This window comes from Plantibacter sp. lyk4-40-MEA-4, from assembly GCF_030209415.1.
GTDB lineage: Bacteria > Actinomycetota > Actinomycetes > Actinomycetales > Microbacteriaceae > Plantibacter > Plantibacter flavus_A.
In genome coordinates this window covers 25,779-40,087 of sequence record NZ_JARVSA010000011.1, presented here as the reverse complement: position 1 = coordinate 40,087, position 14,309 = coordinate 25,779, and the positions used below count along the sequence as shown (strand labels likewise).

The window sequence follows — 14,309 nt, the reverse complement described above, 5'->3', positions numbered from 1 at the left end:
TCTTCGGGCGAATGTGTGTTCGTTCGCCCATGTTTGGGCGAACGGAGCACGGTCAGTCGATGCCGATGTCCTCGCCGACGACGGTGATCTGGGCCGGGACGGGCCAAGGGTGGTCGCCGACGGGTGCGAGACGGACGAGCTCGGTGACTCGGGGCGCCGGCGCACCCGCGGAACCGATGAGCCAGCCGCCCACGAGGAAGGTGGTGCCGGGGACCGACCAGACGGCGATGCCGGTCACGCCGAAGTCGCCGTAGGCGCCGTCGGAGAACCGCACCGTGACGAGGTCGCCATGTGCGAGCTCGGCGAGCTGAGCGGCGACGGCACCGGGGTCGGGGTCGACGGGGTCCAGCTCGGGGATCGTCTCGAGCACCTGGAGCGGCTTCGTCGGCTTGCCGTTCTGGTCGAGCGCCGTACCGGCCAGGAGGAGCCCGCCGATGATCGGCGAGCGGCGGGCCCGGCCGACGAGATCGAACACGCCGTAGCGGGGCACGCTCAGACGCGCTTGCAGTGAAGCAGCGTCCTCGGCCGACTCGATGGCGGCCGTGAGGCCTTTGATGTCGCGGCGAGCAGGAGCGCTGAGGTCGTAGTTCACCCATCAACTCTCCCATGTCCACTCTGACAGCGGACAGACACTCCTAGACGACAAGTTCAACCAAGTATGAACAGTCCGTTATGGAAACGTGATCAGTCTGCGTTGACCTGTTCCGGGGAAACCCGGCATGCTGAACAACACTTGGCCGCTGATAAAAGCGCCGTAGCCCTAGGAAGCCCCGCGTGCAGCGGAATGCTCCTCACAAGGATGTGAGTATGACGACTTCACAGTTGAAAACAAATTCAAACAAACCGAGACGGATGCCGGACGGAATGTTCGCGTTCGTCCTGGTCCTCCCCGGACTCGCGCTGCTCGTCGCGGTCGTCGCCTATCCGCTGCTGACCGCTCTCGTCACGGCGTTCTTCAAGCAGAGCCTGGTGGTGCCCGGCCGCGAGTTCGTCGGATTCCAGAACATCATCGATGTGCTGCAGGGTGACTTCCTCAAGTTGCTCGGGCAGACGATGGTCTTCACGCTCGGCACGACGATCGCCCCCTTCGTCATCGGTTTCGCACTGGCCCTCGCGCTCAACACCCGCATCCGCGGTGCCAAGGTGATGCGCGGACTCATGCTGATCCCTTGGCTCGTTCCCGGCGTCGTCGTGTCGTTCCTCTGGATGTGGATCTTCAACGCGAACTACGGAGTGGCGAACGCCATCCTCGGTCTGTTCGGAATCGACGCGCAGGCGTGGCTGGCACAACCCCAGACGGCCATGTTCGCGGTGATCGTCGCGAAGACCTGGCAGTCCTTCCCCTGGATCATGGTCATGCTGCTCGCCGGCCTGCAGACCGTGCCACAGGAACTCCATGAGGCGGCCGAGATGGACGGCGCCGGGACCATCCGACGCTTCTTCTCGATCACGGTCCCGCAGCTGAAGGGCATCATCGGCCTCGTCCTGCTGCTCGAGTTCATCTGGAACTTCCAGCACTTCGACATCATCTACGTCCTGACAGGCGGCGGCCCGGCTGGGAGCACCCAGACCTTCGCCACCGCCGTCTACGAGACCGCCTTCCGCGGCTTCGACCTCGGCCACGCGGGCGCCCTCGGGCTGCTCTGGCTCATCCTCCTGATGGCGCTCGTCGTCGTCTACGTCCGATTCTCGGAGAAAGGCGAGCAGAAATGAGCGTCTCCACCGCCCCGCCGGCACCGCAGGACACCACGCCGGACCCGCAACCGCCGTTCGTCGCGACCGAGCTCGGCACGCTGCGACGCCGTCCGTCGCTCTTCCGCTCGGAGAGCCGGGCGGTCCGGATCAGCGCTTGGGTCGCGGTGATCGTCTGCGGCGGCTTCGGGCTGCTGCCGGTGTACTGGTTGCTGGCCACCTCGCTGACCCCACGCGCCCAGGTCTTCTCGTACCCACCGAAGCTCTTCCCCACGGAGATCAGCTTCGAGGCCTACACCGCCCTCGCATCGAACCCGGACCTGTTCGGTTACCTGCGGAACAGCATCATCGTGTCCGTCATCACCGCCCTGCTGTCCGTGATCGTTTCGGCCTACATGGGCTACTCGTTCTCGAAGTTCCGCTACCGCGGGCGTCGATCACTCATGTACTTCGTGCTCGCCTCGCAGATGTTCCCGCAGGCGTTGCTGCTGATCACCCTGTACTCGGTGTTCAGCGCCTACGGGCTCCTCAACACCTATGCAGCGCTGGTGCTGTCGTTCACGACGTTCACCCTGCCGCTGTGCGTCTGGATGTTGAAGGGGTTCTTCGACACGATCCCGGACGAACTCATCGAGGCGGCCCGCGTCGACGGGGCCTCCCGCCTGCGGATCATCCACTCCATCGTTCTCCCGTTGTCCGCACCCGGCCTGGTCGCCGCGGGCCTGTTCGCCTTCGTCCGCGGGTGGAACGACTTCATCTTCGCGCTCACGCTCGCGGGACCCGACAAGCAGACACTCCCGCCCGGCCTCGTGAACACCTTCGTCGGTGAGGCGGCCACGGCTTGGCCCGAGCTCATGGCCGCGTCCCTCGTCGTCTCCCTACCCGTGGCGATCGCGTTCATGGCCCTGCAGCGTCACCTCGTCGGCGGACTGACCGCCGGCGCCGTGAAGGGCTGAGCGCAGTACACCGGACCGGCCCGCCGCCGGCCTCCCCACAATCCGTCCCACCAACCCAGACACGTCCCACCAGGATCACGCTCGAGGAGGAGCCATGTCCCACCGCACCCCGTCCTTCGCCACCGCCGCACAGCAGACCGTCATCACCCGCCGCCGTGCCCTGCAGTTCCTCGGCATCGGCGTCGCCGCAGCCACCCTCGCCGGATGTGCACCCACCGGTGCCGCACCCGGGGCTGGATCCATCCCGAAGGCGACCGCCGGCGGCACCGCGACCGACTTCGACTTCGCGAGCTGGTCGCTCACCGAGAAGGCTTCGGCACCCGCCATCCAGAGCCTCCTGCAGAAGTACGAGGGCAAGGCCAAGATCGACGTCGGTGAGGTGTCCTTCCCCTACAACGAGTACATCAACCAGCTCATGCTGCAGGTGCGCGGCGGGCAGTTCTCCGGTGTCGCCCACGTCGACGTCGCTTGGCTCGGCTCGCTGGCGAGCCTCGGCAAGCTGCAGGACGTCTCCGGGCTGACCGAGGGACGCGGATACACGAAGGCAGGGCTCACGGCCGCGACATTCGACGGCGTGCAGTACGGCCTCCCGTGGACGATCGGCGCGATCGGCCTCGTCACCAACCAGGCGATCCTCGACCAGGCCGGCATCGGCGAGTTCCCCACGACGATCGACGAGTTCGAGGGGTCGCTCAAGCAGCTCAAGGGTCTCGGCAACGGCATGATCCCCTACGCCGCGTCGACGAAGGCCGCGCAGCTGAAGGACATCCTCATCTGGATGCAGACCTTCGGCAGCCCGCTGGTCGACGGGGACACCGTCACGATCGGCGACGACGCGAGCGTCGAGGCGGTCACCTGGTACAAGAGCCTGTACGACCAGGGCCTCATCGCCGCCGACGTCGACCGCTTCGACGCACGCTCACTGTTCGCGCAGGGGCGCACCGCGATCTACGACGACGCGATCGTCGGACGGAGCGCCGTGACCGGCGAATCACCCGACCCCGACTTCGCGAGCAAGCTGCAGCCGGTCTCCCGGCCGGTCCTCAAGCAGGGTGACACGCCGCGTGCGCTCGTCTGGGGTGGGGCGCTCGCCGTGGTCGACGGTCCGGCCGCCGGCACCGCAGCGGACTTCGCCCAGTGGGTGACGTCCGACCCGGAGACCGTGCTCGAGGACTTCGCCGCCCGAGGTCTGCCGCCGGCGACCGAGGACGCGCTCAACTCCGACGCCGTGAAGAACGACTCGTTCGCCACGAACTTCAGTGACCGCATCACCAAGACGAGCTCGACGAACCCGTTCTGGAAGTTCGTGCAGTACTCGCAGATCGAGACGAAGATCGCGGAGAAGGTGCAGGCGGTCCTCGTCGGGCAGGAGAAGCCCGCTGAAGCCATGAAGTCCGCAGGCGAAGCCGCTCAGAAGCTCGTCGGCTGAGCCGCGGATCGACGATCGGACGCTTGTGACCGGCACCGGGGGAACCATGCGACGCAGCTCATCGAACACCGTCCGCGCGCTCGCCGCGGCCGCGCTCACGGTCCTCGCGCTGGGGGTGACGGCGCCGGCGGTCGCCGCCCCCGGAGGACCGGTGCGTGGTGACGCGGGCGGGAATGCGGTGACCGACACGGTCGAGACCGTGCCCGTCACCGTCGACACGTCGAACCAGGCCGGCTGGTGGCGACCGCTCGACGTCGTCGACGGTGTCTCCTACTTCGCCTTCAACGCGCCGGCGTCCACCGCGTCCAAGCACGAGGTGCACCTGGCCTCGCGGGGCGCGGACGGGACGTGGACCGAAGGGTGCCTGCGCTCGACGGCCGGAGGTGCCTGCGTGACCTTCACCGACGACAACGGCCACAACCAGCCCTCGATCGTGGTCGACGGCGACGGCGTCATCCACGCCTTCGTGTCGATGCACAACGAGCAGTGGAACGTGTTCTGCTCCTCAGTGCCCGGCGACGTCACCTCGCTCGTGGAGGCGACGTCGTCCATGCCCGACCTCGACGCGGCGATCACCTATCCGGTGACGGCGCGCGGGCCGGACGGCGACGCCTGGGTGCTCGTGCGCGTCGGGACGGACGCGCAGGGGCGACGAGAGGGGCGGCTCTACCGGTACGACCTCGACACCGGTGTCTGGGAACGCGAAGCAGTGGTCGCCGCAGCGACCGGCTACTCCTTCTATCCCGACGACCTCGAGGTGGACGCCGACGGCCGCGTCCACGTGCTGTGGGAATGGGGCCCGTTCCCGGCGGACCCGGCGCGGCACCTCGGGTCGTACGCGACGTACGACCCGTCCGACGGTTCCTTCGCCGACGTCACAGGGACCGCGCTCACCGGACCGATCACCCCGACCACCCCTGGATCCGTCGTCTGGCGCCCCTTCGGTGCCGGCGAGGCCATCGGCAGCTACACGCCGGCGTTGCAGACCGCGAAGCTCGCCCTCGACGGCACGGCGCTCGCGGGGATCGTCTACCGGTTCGTCGGAGCCGACGAGACCGCATACGACGTGCGATACACCTCGTGGGACGGCGGTGCCTGGAACGACGAGTCGCTCATCGACGCCTCCGCGCTCGGTTCCGGCGTCTCGACCGTCGCCGCGATCGACGCGACGAGCGCCGGCGGAGTCGACCGCGTCTACGCGGTCCTCGCCGTGCAGGTCTGCGGCGAGAACCGCAGCCAGGTGGTCCGGCTGGAGCGCGAGACGGTCGGCACCCCGTGGACGGCCCGCACGGTCGGCACCGATCGACTCGGCCAGCAACGGCTGCGGGCGGAGACCGTCGACGGCACGGATGTGCTCTACCTGAGTGCGCCACTCAGCGAGACCACTCGCGGCACCGTCCGGTACGCGGCGATCCCGCGAGCGGCGTCGGCCGAGACCGGCGGGACCTCGCTCCAAGACATCGTGTCGGGCCTTCGTGGCGAAGCATCCGGCACGAACGTGGCACTCGGTGCGACCGTCAGCGTGTCGTCGTCGCTGCGAGCCGACACCGGCGGTGCGCTCGCCGTCGACGGCGTGTGCACGGACGCGAGTCGCTGGATCTCCGCGGTCGGCGACACGGCACCCACGATCACGGCCGCCTGGCAGGCCCCGACGGCGCTCGCCGAGGTCAGAGTCAAGAGCGGCTACGCCGGGGGAGTCTCGACCGATTCGGTGCTCCGTGACTTCACCGTCGAGGTCCGGACGGGCGGTGCCTGGGTCGAGGTCGGACGGTTCGACGACAACACCGCCGGTACCGTCACCGCGACCGTGGACGGACTGGTCGTCGACGCGGTGCGCCTGCTCATCACCGACCCCTCCGCCTCGGCGACCGACGTCGCGCGGGTCTTCGAGATCGAGGCGATCGCGGCACCCGCCACCGAATCCGCGAGGAACGACGATGTCCCGAGATAGCGTTGTGCTCAGTCGGGACCGCAACGGTCCCGAGCGGCCGGGATCCACCCGGTCAGCAGTGAGGAGCAGCACCATGTCGGACGCCGCTTTCGGCTCTCAGCGATCGGCACCGGTACCGCGCCGCTCGCGCACGGGCATGGTGGCGCTCGCCGTCCCGAACCTGGACGAACCGTACTTCGCGGAGCTCACGACGCTCCTCGTCCGCGGCGCCGACGAGCGTGGACTGTCGATCCTCATCCAGCACACCGAGGGCGACCACGACCGCGAGGTCGACATCGCCAACGGGGTGGGCCTGCCGCTCACGGACGGACTCATACACATCCCCCGCTCGCTGACGGTCGGCGACCTGACGCGGCGGACCTCCCCGGGGCCGCTGGTGCTCCTCGGCGAGCACATCCAGGTGAGCCCGTTCACGCACATCTCGATCGACAACCGGGCGGCCGCCGACGCCGCGACGACCCACCTCGCCGAGGTCGGCTGCTCCCGCATCGCGTTCATCGGGCCCAGGGACGAACGTCCGTCCGACGCAGCGGATCAGCGGTACGCCGGGTATCGGGACGTGGTCGCGCGGCTCGGCCTCGCGCAGGAGCCGTCGCTCATCGGGCACGTCGACGCGTTCACCCCCGAGGAGGGACGACGCGTGATGCGTCGGATGACCGCCGAGGGCGTCGAGCTCGACGGTGTCGTCTGCTCCAACGACTCGATCGCCTTCGGCGTGCTCGCGGCCCTCCACGAAGCCGGCCGGCGGGTTCCCGAGGAGGTCGCGGTGATCGGTATCGACGACGTCCACGCCGCCCAGTTCTCGACCCCGTCGCTCACCACGGTCGCTCCCGACTACGACGCGATCGTGCGCGCGGCCTTCACCGAGCTCGAACGTCAGATCGCCGCCCCGCCCGGTGCCGACACGCCGGTCCGGCACGTGGTCGTCGACGCGCGGATCGTCGCGCGGAACAGCACGGCGCGCTGAGGTCCATGAGCGGGAGGACAGGCCGGCGCTCCGCTGTGCCGGGGTGCTGGAAGCGGCGCGGTCAGTCGTCCATGCGGTCGTCGTCGACCGAAGCGGAAGCGACCGGCGCGAGCCAGACCTCGCCGAACTGCGCGCGGAGCGTGGTCTCGACGTCCTCGGTCACGTCGTCATCCATGACGAGGTGGTCCACCTCGCGGAGGTCGACGATCGTCGTCAGTCCGACGGCACCCCACTTCGAGTGGTCGGCGAGGACCACGGAGCGACGCCCGGCGCCGACGAACGCACGGTTGGTCTCGGCCTCGAGGAGGTTCGAGGTCGTCAGTCCCGCCTGCAGGTCGATCCCGCGGACGCCGAGGAAGACGACGTCGCAGTGCAGGGACTCGATCGCCCGCACGGCGACCGGACCGACGAGGGCGTCCGAGGGGGTACGGACGCCGCCGGTCAACACGACCGTCTGGGTGTACGGCTCGTCGGCGCGGTCGGGCCGCGCGAACACGTCTGCCACCGGGAGGGAGTTCGTGACGATGGTGAGCTCCGGGATGGCGCGCAGCTCCTGCGCGAGGGTCCAGGTGGTGGTGCCGCCGGACAGGCCGACCGACATGCCGGGCTCGACGAGGACGGCCGCGCGACGGGCGATGGCGCGCTTCTCGGCCAGCAGTCGGCGTGCCTGGTTGGGGAAGCCGAGCTCGACACGGTCGGGCAGCCGGGGCGTGGTGGCGCCACCACGGACGCGGTCGACGAGGCCCTCCGTGGCGAGTTGCTCGATGTCGCGCCGCACGGTCATCTCGCTGACGCCGAGCGCGGTCGCGAGGTCGACGACGCTCGCCGCACCGTTGCGGCGCACCTCCGACATGATCTGCGATCTGCGTTCCGCACCGAGCACAGCGTCCTCCTTCGACCCGGTTGCCAGTCTGTCACGAGCGCGTGCCGGGCTGAGGCACCGGCGATCCACGACGACGAGACGGAGGCGGATGACGCATGCGTGAGGTACGACATCGGGACTGGTTCGGCGATGTGGTTCGCGACGGCACCTACGGCTACGACCTCGAGGCGCTCCTGGCCGTCGAACCGGTCGTGCCGCCGGCCGGATTCGAGGAGCTATGGCGCAGGTGGTACGCGGCGGCACGTGAGGTTCCTCCGGATCCGATCTTGACCCCGATCGGCCGGCAGGGCGCGCACGAGGTCTTCGTCGTCGAGCACACGGTCGCCGACGGCCTCCGTCTGCGCGGATGGCTCGCGATGCCGGCGGGCGGGCCTGCACGCTTCGGGATGGTGCATGGACACGGGTACGGCGGGCGGGAGGCGCCCGACTGGTCCCGCGTCCCGGACGACGCTGCCGTCATCTTCCCGATCGCCCGCGGCCAGGGCGTCTTCAACGCGGGACTCGGAGCGCCGACACCGGAGGACGGGCATGTCCTGTTCGGCATCGACAGCGTCGAGCGGTACGCGCTCGGCCGGTGTGCCGTCGACCTCTGGCACGCGGCGTCGGCGCTGCTCGACGTCGTCGGACCGCTCCCGCTCTACTTCGTCGGTGAGAGCTTCGGCGGCGGGATCGGTGCGCTCGCCCTGCCATGGGACGACCGCTTCGTCGGAGCGACGCTCGTGGTGCCGAGCTTCGGTCAGTACGACCTGCGTCTGCGCCTGCCGTGCGAGGGGAGCGGAGAGCGGGTTCGACACCACGTCGCCGAGCATCCGGAGGCGCGTGAGGTCCTGCGGTTCTTCGACGCGTCGACGGCCGCGGGGTTCGTCCACGTGCCGGTGCGGGTGGAGGCCGCGCTCTGGGACGGACACGTGCCACCACCCGGGCAGTTCGCCGTCGCCAACGCTCTCGAGGACGTCGAGCTGAGCGTCCTCCCCGCCGGGCACACCGAGTACCCGGGGCTCGATGCCGTGCTGGCGGAGTCGTATGCGGCGACGAGGGCGCACGCGCTCCGGTCGGTCGCGCGGGCAGTGGGAGGAGCTGCAGGCGCGAGGTGAGAGGGTGGATGGATGATCGCTGCCCTCACGCTCCCCGTCGCCCTCTCCACACCGGGGCAGGAACTGCTGCTGCGCCGGGCCGACCTGGCCGACCTCGACGCGCTGATGACGCTCCTCGCCGACGATCCGATCAGTGCGTCCCGCGGTGACCTGGCGAACGAGAGCGATCTCCCCGCCTACGAGCGTGCGCTCGCGGACCTCATCGGCGACCCGGCGAACGAGATCCTGCTGGTCGTCGACGCGGCGGAGGCCGTCATCGCGACGATGCAGCTGACGCGCATCCCCGGGATGGCTCGCCGCGGCTCAACCCGACTGCTCGTCGAAGCCGTGCGGGTCTCCTCCGCGCTGCGATCCGGCGGCGTCGGAACGGTGATGATGCGCTGGGTGACGGACGTCGCCGCTCCGGCGACCGGCTCCTCGATCGTGCAGTTGACCTCCGACGAGGCCAGGGTGGACGCCCACCGCTTCTACGAACGCCTCGGCTTCGTCGGTTCGCACCGCGGCTTCAAGTACGCCGTGACGGCCGTGAGCTGACATGGAGTTCGTCCGGACGCTCGCCCGTTGGCTCCTCGGAGCTGTCCTCACCTTCGCCGGCGTCGGCCACCTCACCTTCGCGCGGCAGTCGTTCGTCGCCCAGGTGCCGCAGTGGCTGCCACTGCCGGTCGACGTGGTCGTCGTGGCGTCGGGAGTCGTCGAGATACTCCTCGGCCTCTCGCTCATCCTGCTCGCCCGGTATCGCATAGCCGTCGGCTGGATCGTCGCAGCGTTCTTCGTCGCGGTGTTCCCCGGCAACATCGAGCAGTTCGTCCGCGGTACCGACGCCTTCGGGCTCGACAGCGATGTCGCGCGCGGTGTCCGACTGGTGTTCCAACCGCTCCTCGTCGTCTGGGCGCTCTGGTCGACGGGAGCGTGGCGAGCGTGGCGGACCAGCCGCCGCCGGTCGTCGTCGACCGAGTCCGGCCTCGGAGCCGCCTAGTCATCCGGCCCCACCGGGTGTCAAGGGGCCTGAGGTTCCAGGCCTGATCAGGCAGGGTTGATGCATGCGATGCATTACATACGCGGGTGAGAACGTTGTGACGACCGATGAGGTCGCGGGCCTCCTGGTTGAGCTGACCGCCGAGCTCGCCAAGCGAGGTCGGGCCGAAGCGGTCACGATTCCGATCGTCGTGGAGTCCGATGACGAGGACGCATCCGCCCAACTCGTGATCGGTCTCGGCAACGACGTGCTCTCAGTGCCGCACGACTGGGACCTCGACGTGCCGGACTTCAGCGAGGCCGAATCGCGTCTGCAGGGCTATCTCGACGACCTCCGCCCGTCCACGACGGCGTACGAGCCACGCGACTCCCTCGAGACCTCGGACGTGCTCGAGGACCCCGACCTCGACCTGCGCGACTTCTCCCGCTGACTCGTACCCGCACGACAATGCCGGCGTCGACCCATCTGGTCGACGCCGGCGTCCGCTCGGGTCGCTCAGCGCGGGAGCGGCAGCTTGGCCGTCTCGCGGGCCCGCAGCACGACGATCAGGGTGATGAGCGCGGCCGCCATCACGTAGAACGCGGGGGCGAACCGGTTGCCGGTCGATGCGATCAGGAATGTCGCGAAGTACGGCGTGATCCCGCCGAACACGGCGACCGACAGGTTGTACGCGATCGCCATCGAGCCGTAACGGATGCTGGTCGGGAACAGCTCGGCCATCGCAGCACTCGACGCACCGTCGTAGGCGGCCATGAAGACGCCGAGGATCACCATCGCGACGGCCGCAGCGGCGAAGTTGCCCGCGCTCATGAGCATGAGCGTCGGGTACGTCAACACCAGGAACCCGGCGCAACCGGCGATCATCACCGGCTTCCGCCCGATGCGGTCGCTCAGCAGGCCCATGAACGGCACGAGGATGGCGATCGCGAGCAGCCCGAGCACGGTGACCGCGTAGCTGAGCGGCTGCGAGTAGCCGAGATCGGTCTGGAGGTACGACGGCATGAAGGTCTGCAGGATCCAGTGGCCGACGGCCTTGATGACGACGAAGCCGACGCAGAAGAGCAGCGCCTTCCAGGACGTCCGCAGCGAGGTCCGCAACGGTGACTTCGAGACGGCCCCCTTCGCTTGGATCGCCTGGAACTCGGGGGTGTCCTCGAGCTTGTTCCGCAGGTAGAGGCCCGCGAGGCCGAGCGGCAGGGCGAGGAAGAAGAGCGCGCGCCAACCCCACTCGTTGAGGGCGTCAGTGCCGAGCGTCGAGGTGAAGAGGAGCACGAGGCCCGCACCGACCACGAAGGCCGCGAAGCCGAACACGTCGATGAAGCTCGTCACGAAGCCGCGCCGGTTTGACGGGGCGTACTCGGCGAGGAGTGTGGTGGCACCCGAGCTCTCGCCACCGGCGGCGAAGCCCTGCACGAGTCGTACGATCACGAGCAGGATCGGCGCCCAGAGGCCGATGAGGTCGAATGTCGGCAGGAGACCCATGACGACCGTCGCCCCGGAGGTCACGAGGATCACCGTCGCGAGGACCGTCTTGCGCCCGATGCGGTCTCCGAGCGAGCCCCAGAAGAGGCCACCGAGCGGACGCATCACGAAGCCGGCCCCGAACACCGCGAATGCGGAGAGGAGAGCCGCCTGGGTGTTGCCCTGCTGGAAGAAGTTGAGGCTGATGACGGTCGCGAGCGTGCCGTAGAGGCCGAAGTCGAACCATTCGACGAAGTGACCTGCCCCGGCCGCCCAGATCACCTTCCGCATACGGCGTGATCGCTCCGCGTCGTCGTAGGGGGTCTGTGCGCTGTGCGCGGCGGCTTCGGCCAGGGCTGCAGCCTGGGTCCTGCTCTCGTCCATCGGTCCTCACATCGTTGTCGGGGTGCTTCGAGGTTCACCTGCCGAAGAATCTTACCCACTGAATGGGAAAGTCGTACCGCTGAATGGTAGCGTGGCATTCGCCCGGTGGTCGCCACCTGTTCGACGGCCTCCAGGATCACGCATCACGAAGGAGTGTCATCCATGCAGCACCGCACCCAGACCGCAGACGTCGTCGTCATCGGCGGTGGCCTCGCGGGCGTGTCAGCAGCCGTCGCCGCCGCCCGCCTCGGTTCGCGGGTCTCGCTCGTCACCAATCGCCCGGTACTCGGTGGGAACTCGTCGAGCGAGGTTCGGGTGTGGGTGGTCGGAGCGACCGCGCACGGCCACCAGCGGTTCGCACGGGAGACCGGGATCATGGGGGAGCTCTTCCTCGAGAACCAGTACCGCAATCCGGAGGGCAACCCGTTCTACTGGGACCAGACCGTCCTCGACCTCGTGCGCGCCGAGCCGAACCTGCAGCTGCACCTCAACACCGACGTCCGCATCGTCACGATGGAGAAGCCGGCGGACGGTGAGGAGTCGCCGTCGCCGCGGATCGCGTCCGTCACCGGATGGACGATGGGCAGCGAGATCGAGACCGAGTTCGTCGCCCCCGTCTTCATCGACTGCACGGGAGACGGGCTGGTGGGGCATCTCGCCGGTGCCACCTCCCGCATCGGGCGCGAGGGTCGCGCCGAGCTCGGCGAGCCGTGGGCGCCCGAGGTGGCGGACGACGAGCTCCTCGGCAGTTCGATCTTCTTCTACACCAAGGACGCCGGACGCCCCGAGCGGTTCGTCGCTCCCGACATCGCGCGCGACATCCGCGACACCCCGATCCTCACCAACCGGATCATCCGGACCGGCGACAACGGCTGCAACTACTGGTGGATCGAGTGGGGCGGCGAGCTCGACACCGTCGCCGAGAACGAGCAGATCCGAGACGAGCTGTGGAGCGTCGTCTTCGGGATCTGGGACTACATCAAGAACTCCGGCGAGTTCGAAGCCGACACCCTCACGCTCGAGTGGGTCGGATCCATCCCGGGGAAGCGCGAGTACCGTCGGCTCCTCGGCGACCACACCCTCACGCAGAACGACCTGCTCGACCAGGTCGACTTCGAGGACACCGTGGCCTTCGGAGGTTGGTCGATCGACCTGCACCCCGTGGAGGGCGTCTACGCCGAGACCGCCGGTGCGCAGCAGCGGTTCAGCAACGGCACCTACGGCATCCCCTTCCGCAGCCTGTACTCGCGGGACGTCGACAACCTGCTGTTCGCCGGACGCAACATCTCCGCCTCCCATGTCGCGTTCGGGTCCACCCGCGTCATGGCGACCTGCGCCACGCAGGGTCAGGCGGTGGGGACGGCTGCGGCGCTCATCGCCCGCGACAGGCTGACGCCGCGGGAGCTCGCCGGGCAGGCGCTCCCGCTCCTGCAGCGCACGCTCCTCCGCGAGGACGCCCCGGTCATCGGCATCACCACGGACGACCCCGACGATCTGGCCGGGCGGGCGACGGTCTCCGCGTCGAGCGCGCTCGACGCGATCTCCACGCTGGAGCACCTCGGCTCCGGCGAGCGGTTCACCCTCGACCGCGACGTCGCGATCCTCGTACCCGTCGCTCCGTCACTCGACCAGATCACCCTGCTCGTCGACGCTGCACGCGACACGACCCTCCGCGTCGAACTGTGGAGCACCGGCAAACGCCAGAACGCCGTCCCGGTCGAGCACCTCCTCGACGGAGCCGCGGAGATCGCCGCCGGGGTCGGCGTGTCGGCCACCGTCCGCTTCGGATGGACGCCGGAGATCGAGCAGAACGCGGTGCTCGTCGTCCGTGCCAACCCGGACGTCAGCCTGCTCCTCACGGAAGGCCACCCCTACGGGCTCCTCGTGCTGACCGCCAAGCATGCTTCGGACGAGGTGTTCGACGACCACATCCCCGAGGAGCAAGACCAGGCGATCCTGGACTGGAACGCGCGGAAGCTGCGCGGCCGGAGCGTCGCGCTGACCGTCGGTGGAGACACCACGGCGTACCGCGCGGAGCGGATCGTCGACGGCTACCAGCGACCGTACGGGGGACCGCACCTGTGGTCCTCGGAGCGACTCGCTGACAACCGCGATCTGGTCGCCGAGCCCGAGGTCCTCACACTGCACTGGGACGAGCCCGTCGATGTCGCGTCCGTGCGGATCGTGTTCAACGACGACGTCGACGTGGACCTCATCAACCTGCACCACCACCGCACCGACTTCGAGGCGGTCCCCGAGCTCGTCGCCGACTACCGACTCGAGGGGAGACCCGCGGGTGCGGCTGAAGGGACGTGGACGGTGTTGGCCGAGGTCGAGGGGAACCGCCACCGCCACCGGATCCACGACGTCGAGCCCGTGCGGGTCGACGCCCTCCGTGTCGTCGTCACGGCCACGAACGGCTCGCCCTACGTGAGTGTCGCGAGTGTGAAGGTCTTCGAACAGCCGAGCGGGCGCACCACCCGGCCGCGCCGAGCCCGACCGCTACGCTGAACACG

Annotated in this window: 13 protein-coding genes; 10 read left to right on the top strand and 3 right to left on the bottom strand. The window is 69.0% G+C overall.

Going from position 1 to position 14,309, the window contains the following annotated elements:
- Nucleotides 1-52: 52 nt before the first annotated feature.
- Nucleotides 53-592 carry a hypothetical protein gene (locus QRN44_RS17200; protein ID WP_064293998.1) on the bottom strand — a complete coding sequence of 180 codons (540 nt, stop codon included), beginning with the start codon at nucleotides 590-592 and terminating at the stop codon, nucleotides 53-55.
- A 272-nt stretch (nucleotides 593-864) separates the two neighbouring features.
- On the opposite strand from QRN44_RS17200, the gene QRN44_RS17195 reads away from it, so the two are divergent.
- The 5 genes from QRN44_RS17195 to QRN44_RS17175 all read left to right on the top strand — a co-directional run bounded on the left by QRN44_RS17195 (nucleotide 865) and on the right by QRN44_RS17175 (nucleotide 6,995).
- Nucleotides 865-1,713 carry a carbohydrate ABC transporter permease gene (locus QRN44_RS17195; protein ID WP_139205479.1) on the top strand — a complete coding sequence of 283 codons (849 nt, stop codon included), beginning with the start codon at nucleotides 865-867 and terminating at the stop codon, nucleotides 1,711-1,713.
- Nucleotides 1,710-2,648 (top strand): carbohydrate ABC transporter permease, encoded by a 939-nt coding sequence (locus QRN44_RS17190; RefSeq protein ID WP_083397394.1) that lies wholly within the window; start codon nucleotides 1,710-1,712, stop codon nucleotides 2,646-2,648. Before QRN44_RS17195 ends, QRN44_RS17190 begins: the two co-directional genes overlap by 4 nt.
- 94 nt (nucleotides 2,649-2,742) lie before the next feature.
- Entirely contained in the window at nucleotides 2,743-4,077 is a 1,335-nt protein-coding gene (locus QRN44_RS17185; protein ID WP_285039759.1) for an extracellular solute-binding protein, read from the top strand.
- A 46-nt stretch (nucleotides 4,078-4,123) separates the two neighbouring features.
- Nucleotides 4,124-6,028 (top strand): BNR-4 repeat-containing protein, encoded by a 1,905-nt coding sequence (locus QRN44_RS17180; protein ID WP_285039757.1) that lies wholly within the window; start codon nucleotides 4,124-4,126, stop codon nucleotides 6,026-6,028.
- Between the two features lie 73 nt (nucleotides 6,029-6,101).
- Entirely contained in the window at nucleotides 6,102-6,995 is an 894-nt protein-coding gene (locus tag QRN44_RS17175; RefSeq protein WP_285039755.1) for a LacI family DNA-binding transcriptional regulator, read from the top strand.
- A gap of 61 nt (nucleotides 6,996-7,056) precedes the next feature.
- Here the strand turns inward: QRN44_RS17175 and QRN44_RS17170 are convergent, their stop codons facing one another.
- A complete protein-coding gene (locus tag QRN44_RS17170; protein ID WP_064293993.1) occupies nucleotides 7,057-7,878 on the bottom strand; it encodes a DeoR/GlpR family DNA-binding transcription regulator in 822 nt (273 codons plus the stop codon).
- A gap of 95 nt (nucleotides 7,879-7,973) precedes the next feature.
- On the opposite strand from QRN44_RS17170, the gene QRN44_RS17165 reads away from it, so the two are divergent.
- From QRN44_RS17165 to QRN44_RS17150, 4 genes are all read left to right on the top strand, one after another.
- Nucleotides 7,974-8,972, top strand: a complete 999-nt coding sequence (locus QRN44_RS17165) for an acetylxylan esterase (protein ID WP_285039753.1) — start codon at nucleotides 7,974-7,976, stop codon at nucleotides 8,970-8,972.
- Nucleotides 8,973-8,984: 12 nt separating this feature from the next.
- On the top strand, nucleotides 8,985-9,506 hold the full coding sequence (locus QRN44_RS17160; protein WP_285039751.1) for a GNAT family N-acetyltransferase: 522 nt from the start codon (nucleotides 8,985-8,987) through the stop codon (nucleotides 9,504-9,506).
- 1 nt (nucleotide 9,507) lies between these two features.
- Nucleotides 9,508-9,948, top strand: coding sequence for a DoxX family protein (locus QRN44_RS17155; protein WP_285039750.1), 441 nt, complete (start codon nucleotides 9,508-9,510; stop codon nucleotides 9,946-9,948).
- A gap of 64 nt (nucleotides 9,949-10,012) precedes the next feature.
- Nucleotides 10,013-10,378 carry a hypothetical protein gene (locus QRN44_RS17150; protein ID WP_285039748.1) on the top strand — a complete coding sequence of 122 codons (366 nt, stop codon included), beginning with the start codon at nucleotides 10,013-10,015 and terminating at the stop codon, nucleotides 10,376-10,378.
- A 65-nt stretch (nucleotides 10,379-10,443) separates the two neighbouring features.
- On the opposite strand, the gene QRN44_RS17145 is transcribed toward QRN44_RS17150, so the two are convergent.
- Nucleotides 10,444-11,793 carry an MFS transporter gene (locus QRN44_RS17145; protein ID WP_079000422.1) on the bottom strand — a complete coding sequence of 450 codons (1,350 nt, stop codon included), beginning with the start codon at nucleotides 11,791-11,793 and terminating at the stop codon, nucleotides 10,444-10,446.
- 162 nt (nucleotides 11,794-11,955) lie between these two features.
- Between QRN44_RS17145 and QRN44_RS17140 the strand changes: the two genes are divergently transcribed.
- A complete protein-coding gene (locus tag QRN44_RS17140; protein ID WP_285039745.1) occupies nucleotides 11,956-14,304 on the top strand; it encodes an FAD-dependent oxidoreductase in 2,349 nt (782 codons plus the stop codon).
- Nucleotides 14,305-14,309: the final 5 nt, after the last annotated feature.

Excerpts from the sequence above, each read along its gene's own strand:
- QRN44_RS17195 (WP_139205479.1), top strand. The coding sequence starts at position 865 with ATGTTCGCGTTCGTCCTGGTCCTCCCCGGACTCGCGCTGCTCGTCGCG.
- QRN44_RS17190 (WP_083397394.1), top strand. The coding sequence starts at position 1,710 with ATGAGCGTCTCCACCGCCCCGCCGGCACCGCAGGACACCACGCCGGAC.
- QRN44_RS17185 (WP_285039759.1), top strand. The coding sequence starts at position 2,743 with ATGTCCCACCGCACCCCGTCCTTCGCCACCGCCGCACAGCAGACCGTC.
- QRN44_RS17180 (WP_285039757.1), top strand. The coding sequence starts at position 4,124 with ATGCGACGCAGCTCATCGAACACCGTCCGCGCGCTCGCCGCGGCCGCG.
- QRN44_RS17175 (WP_285039755.1), top strand. The coding sequence starts at position 6,102 with ATGTCGGACGCCGCTTTCGGCTCTCAGCGATCGGCACCGGTACCGCGC.
- QRN44_RS17165 (WP_285039753.1), top strand. The coding sequence starts at position 7,974 with ATGCGTGAGGTACGACATCGGGACTGGTTCGGCGATGTGGTTCGCGAC.
- QRN44_RS17160 (WP_285039751.1), top strand. The coding sequence starts at position 8,985 with ATGATCGCTGCCCTCACGCTCCCCGTCGCCCTCTCCACACCGGGGCAG.
- QRN44_RS17155 (WP_285039750.1), top strand. The coding sequence starts at position 9,508 with ATGGAGTTCGTCCGGACGCTCGCCCGTTGGCTCCTCGGAGCTGTCCTC.
- QRN44_RS17150 (WP_285039748.1), top strand. The coding sequence starts at position 10,013 with ATGCGATGCATTACATACGCGGGTGAGAACGTTGTGACGACCGATGAG.
- QRN44_RS17145 (WP_079000422.1), bottom strand. The coding sequence starts at position 11,793 with ATGGACGAGAGCAGGACCCAGGCTGCAGCCCTGGCCGAAGCCGCCGCG.
- QRN44_RS17140 (WP_285039745.1), top strand. The coding sequence starts at position 11,956 with ATGCAGCACCGCACCCAGACCGCAGACGTCGTCGTCATCGGCGGTGGC.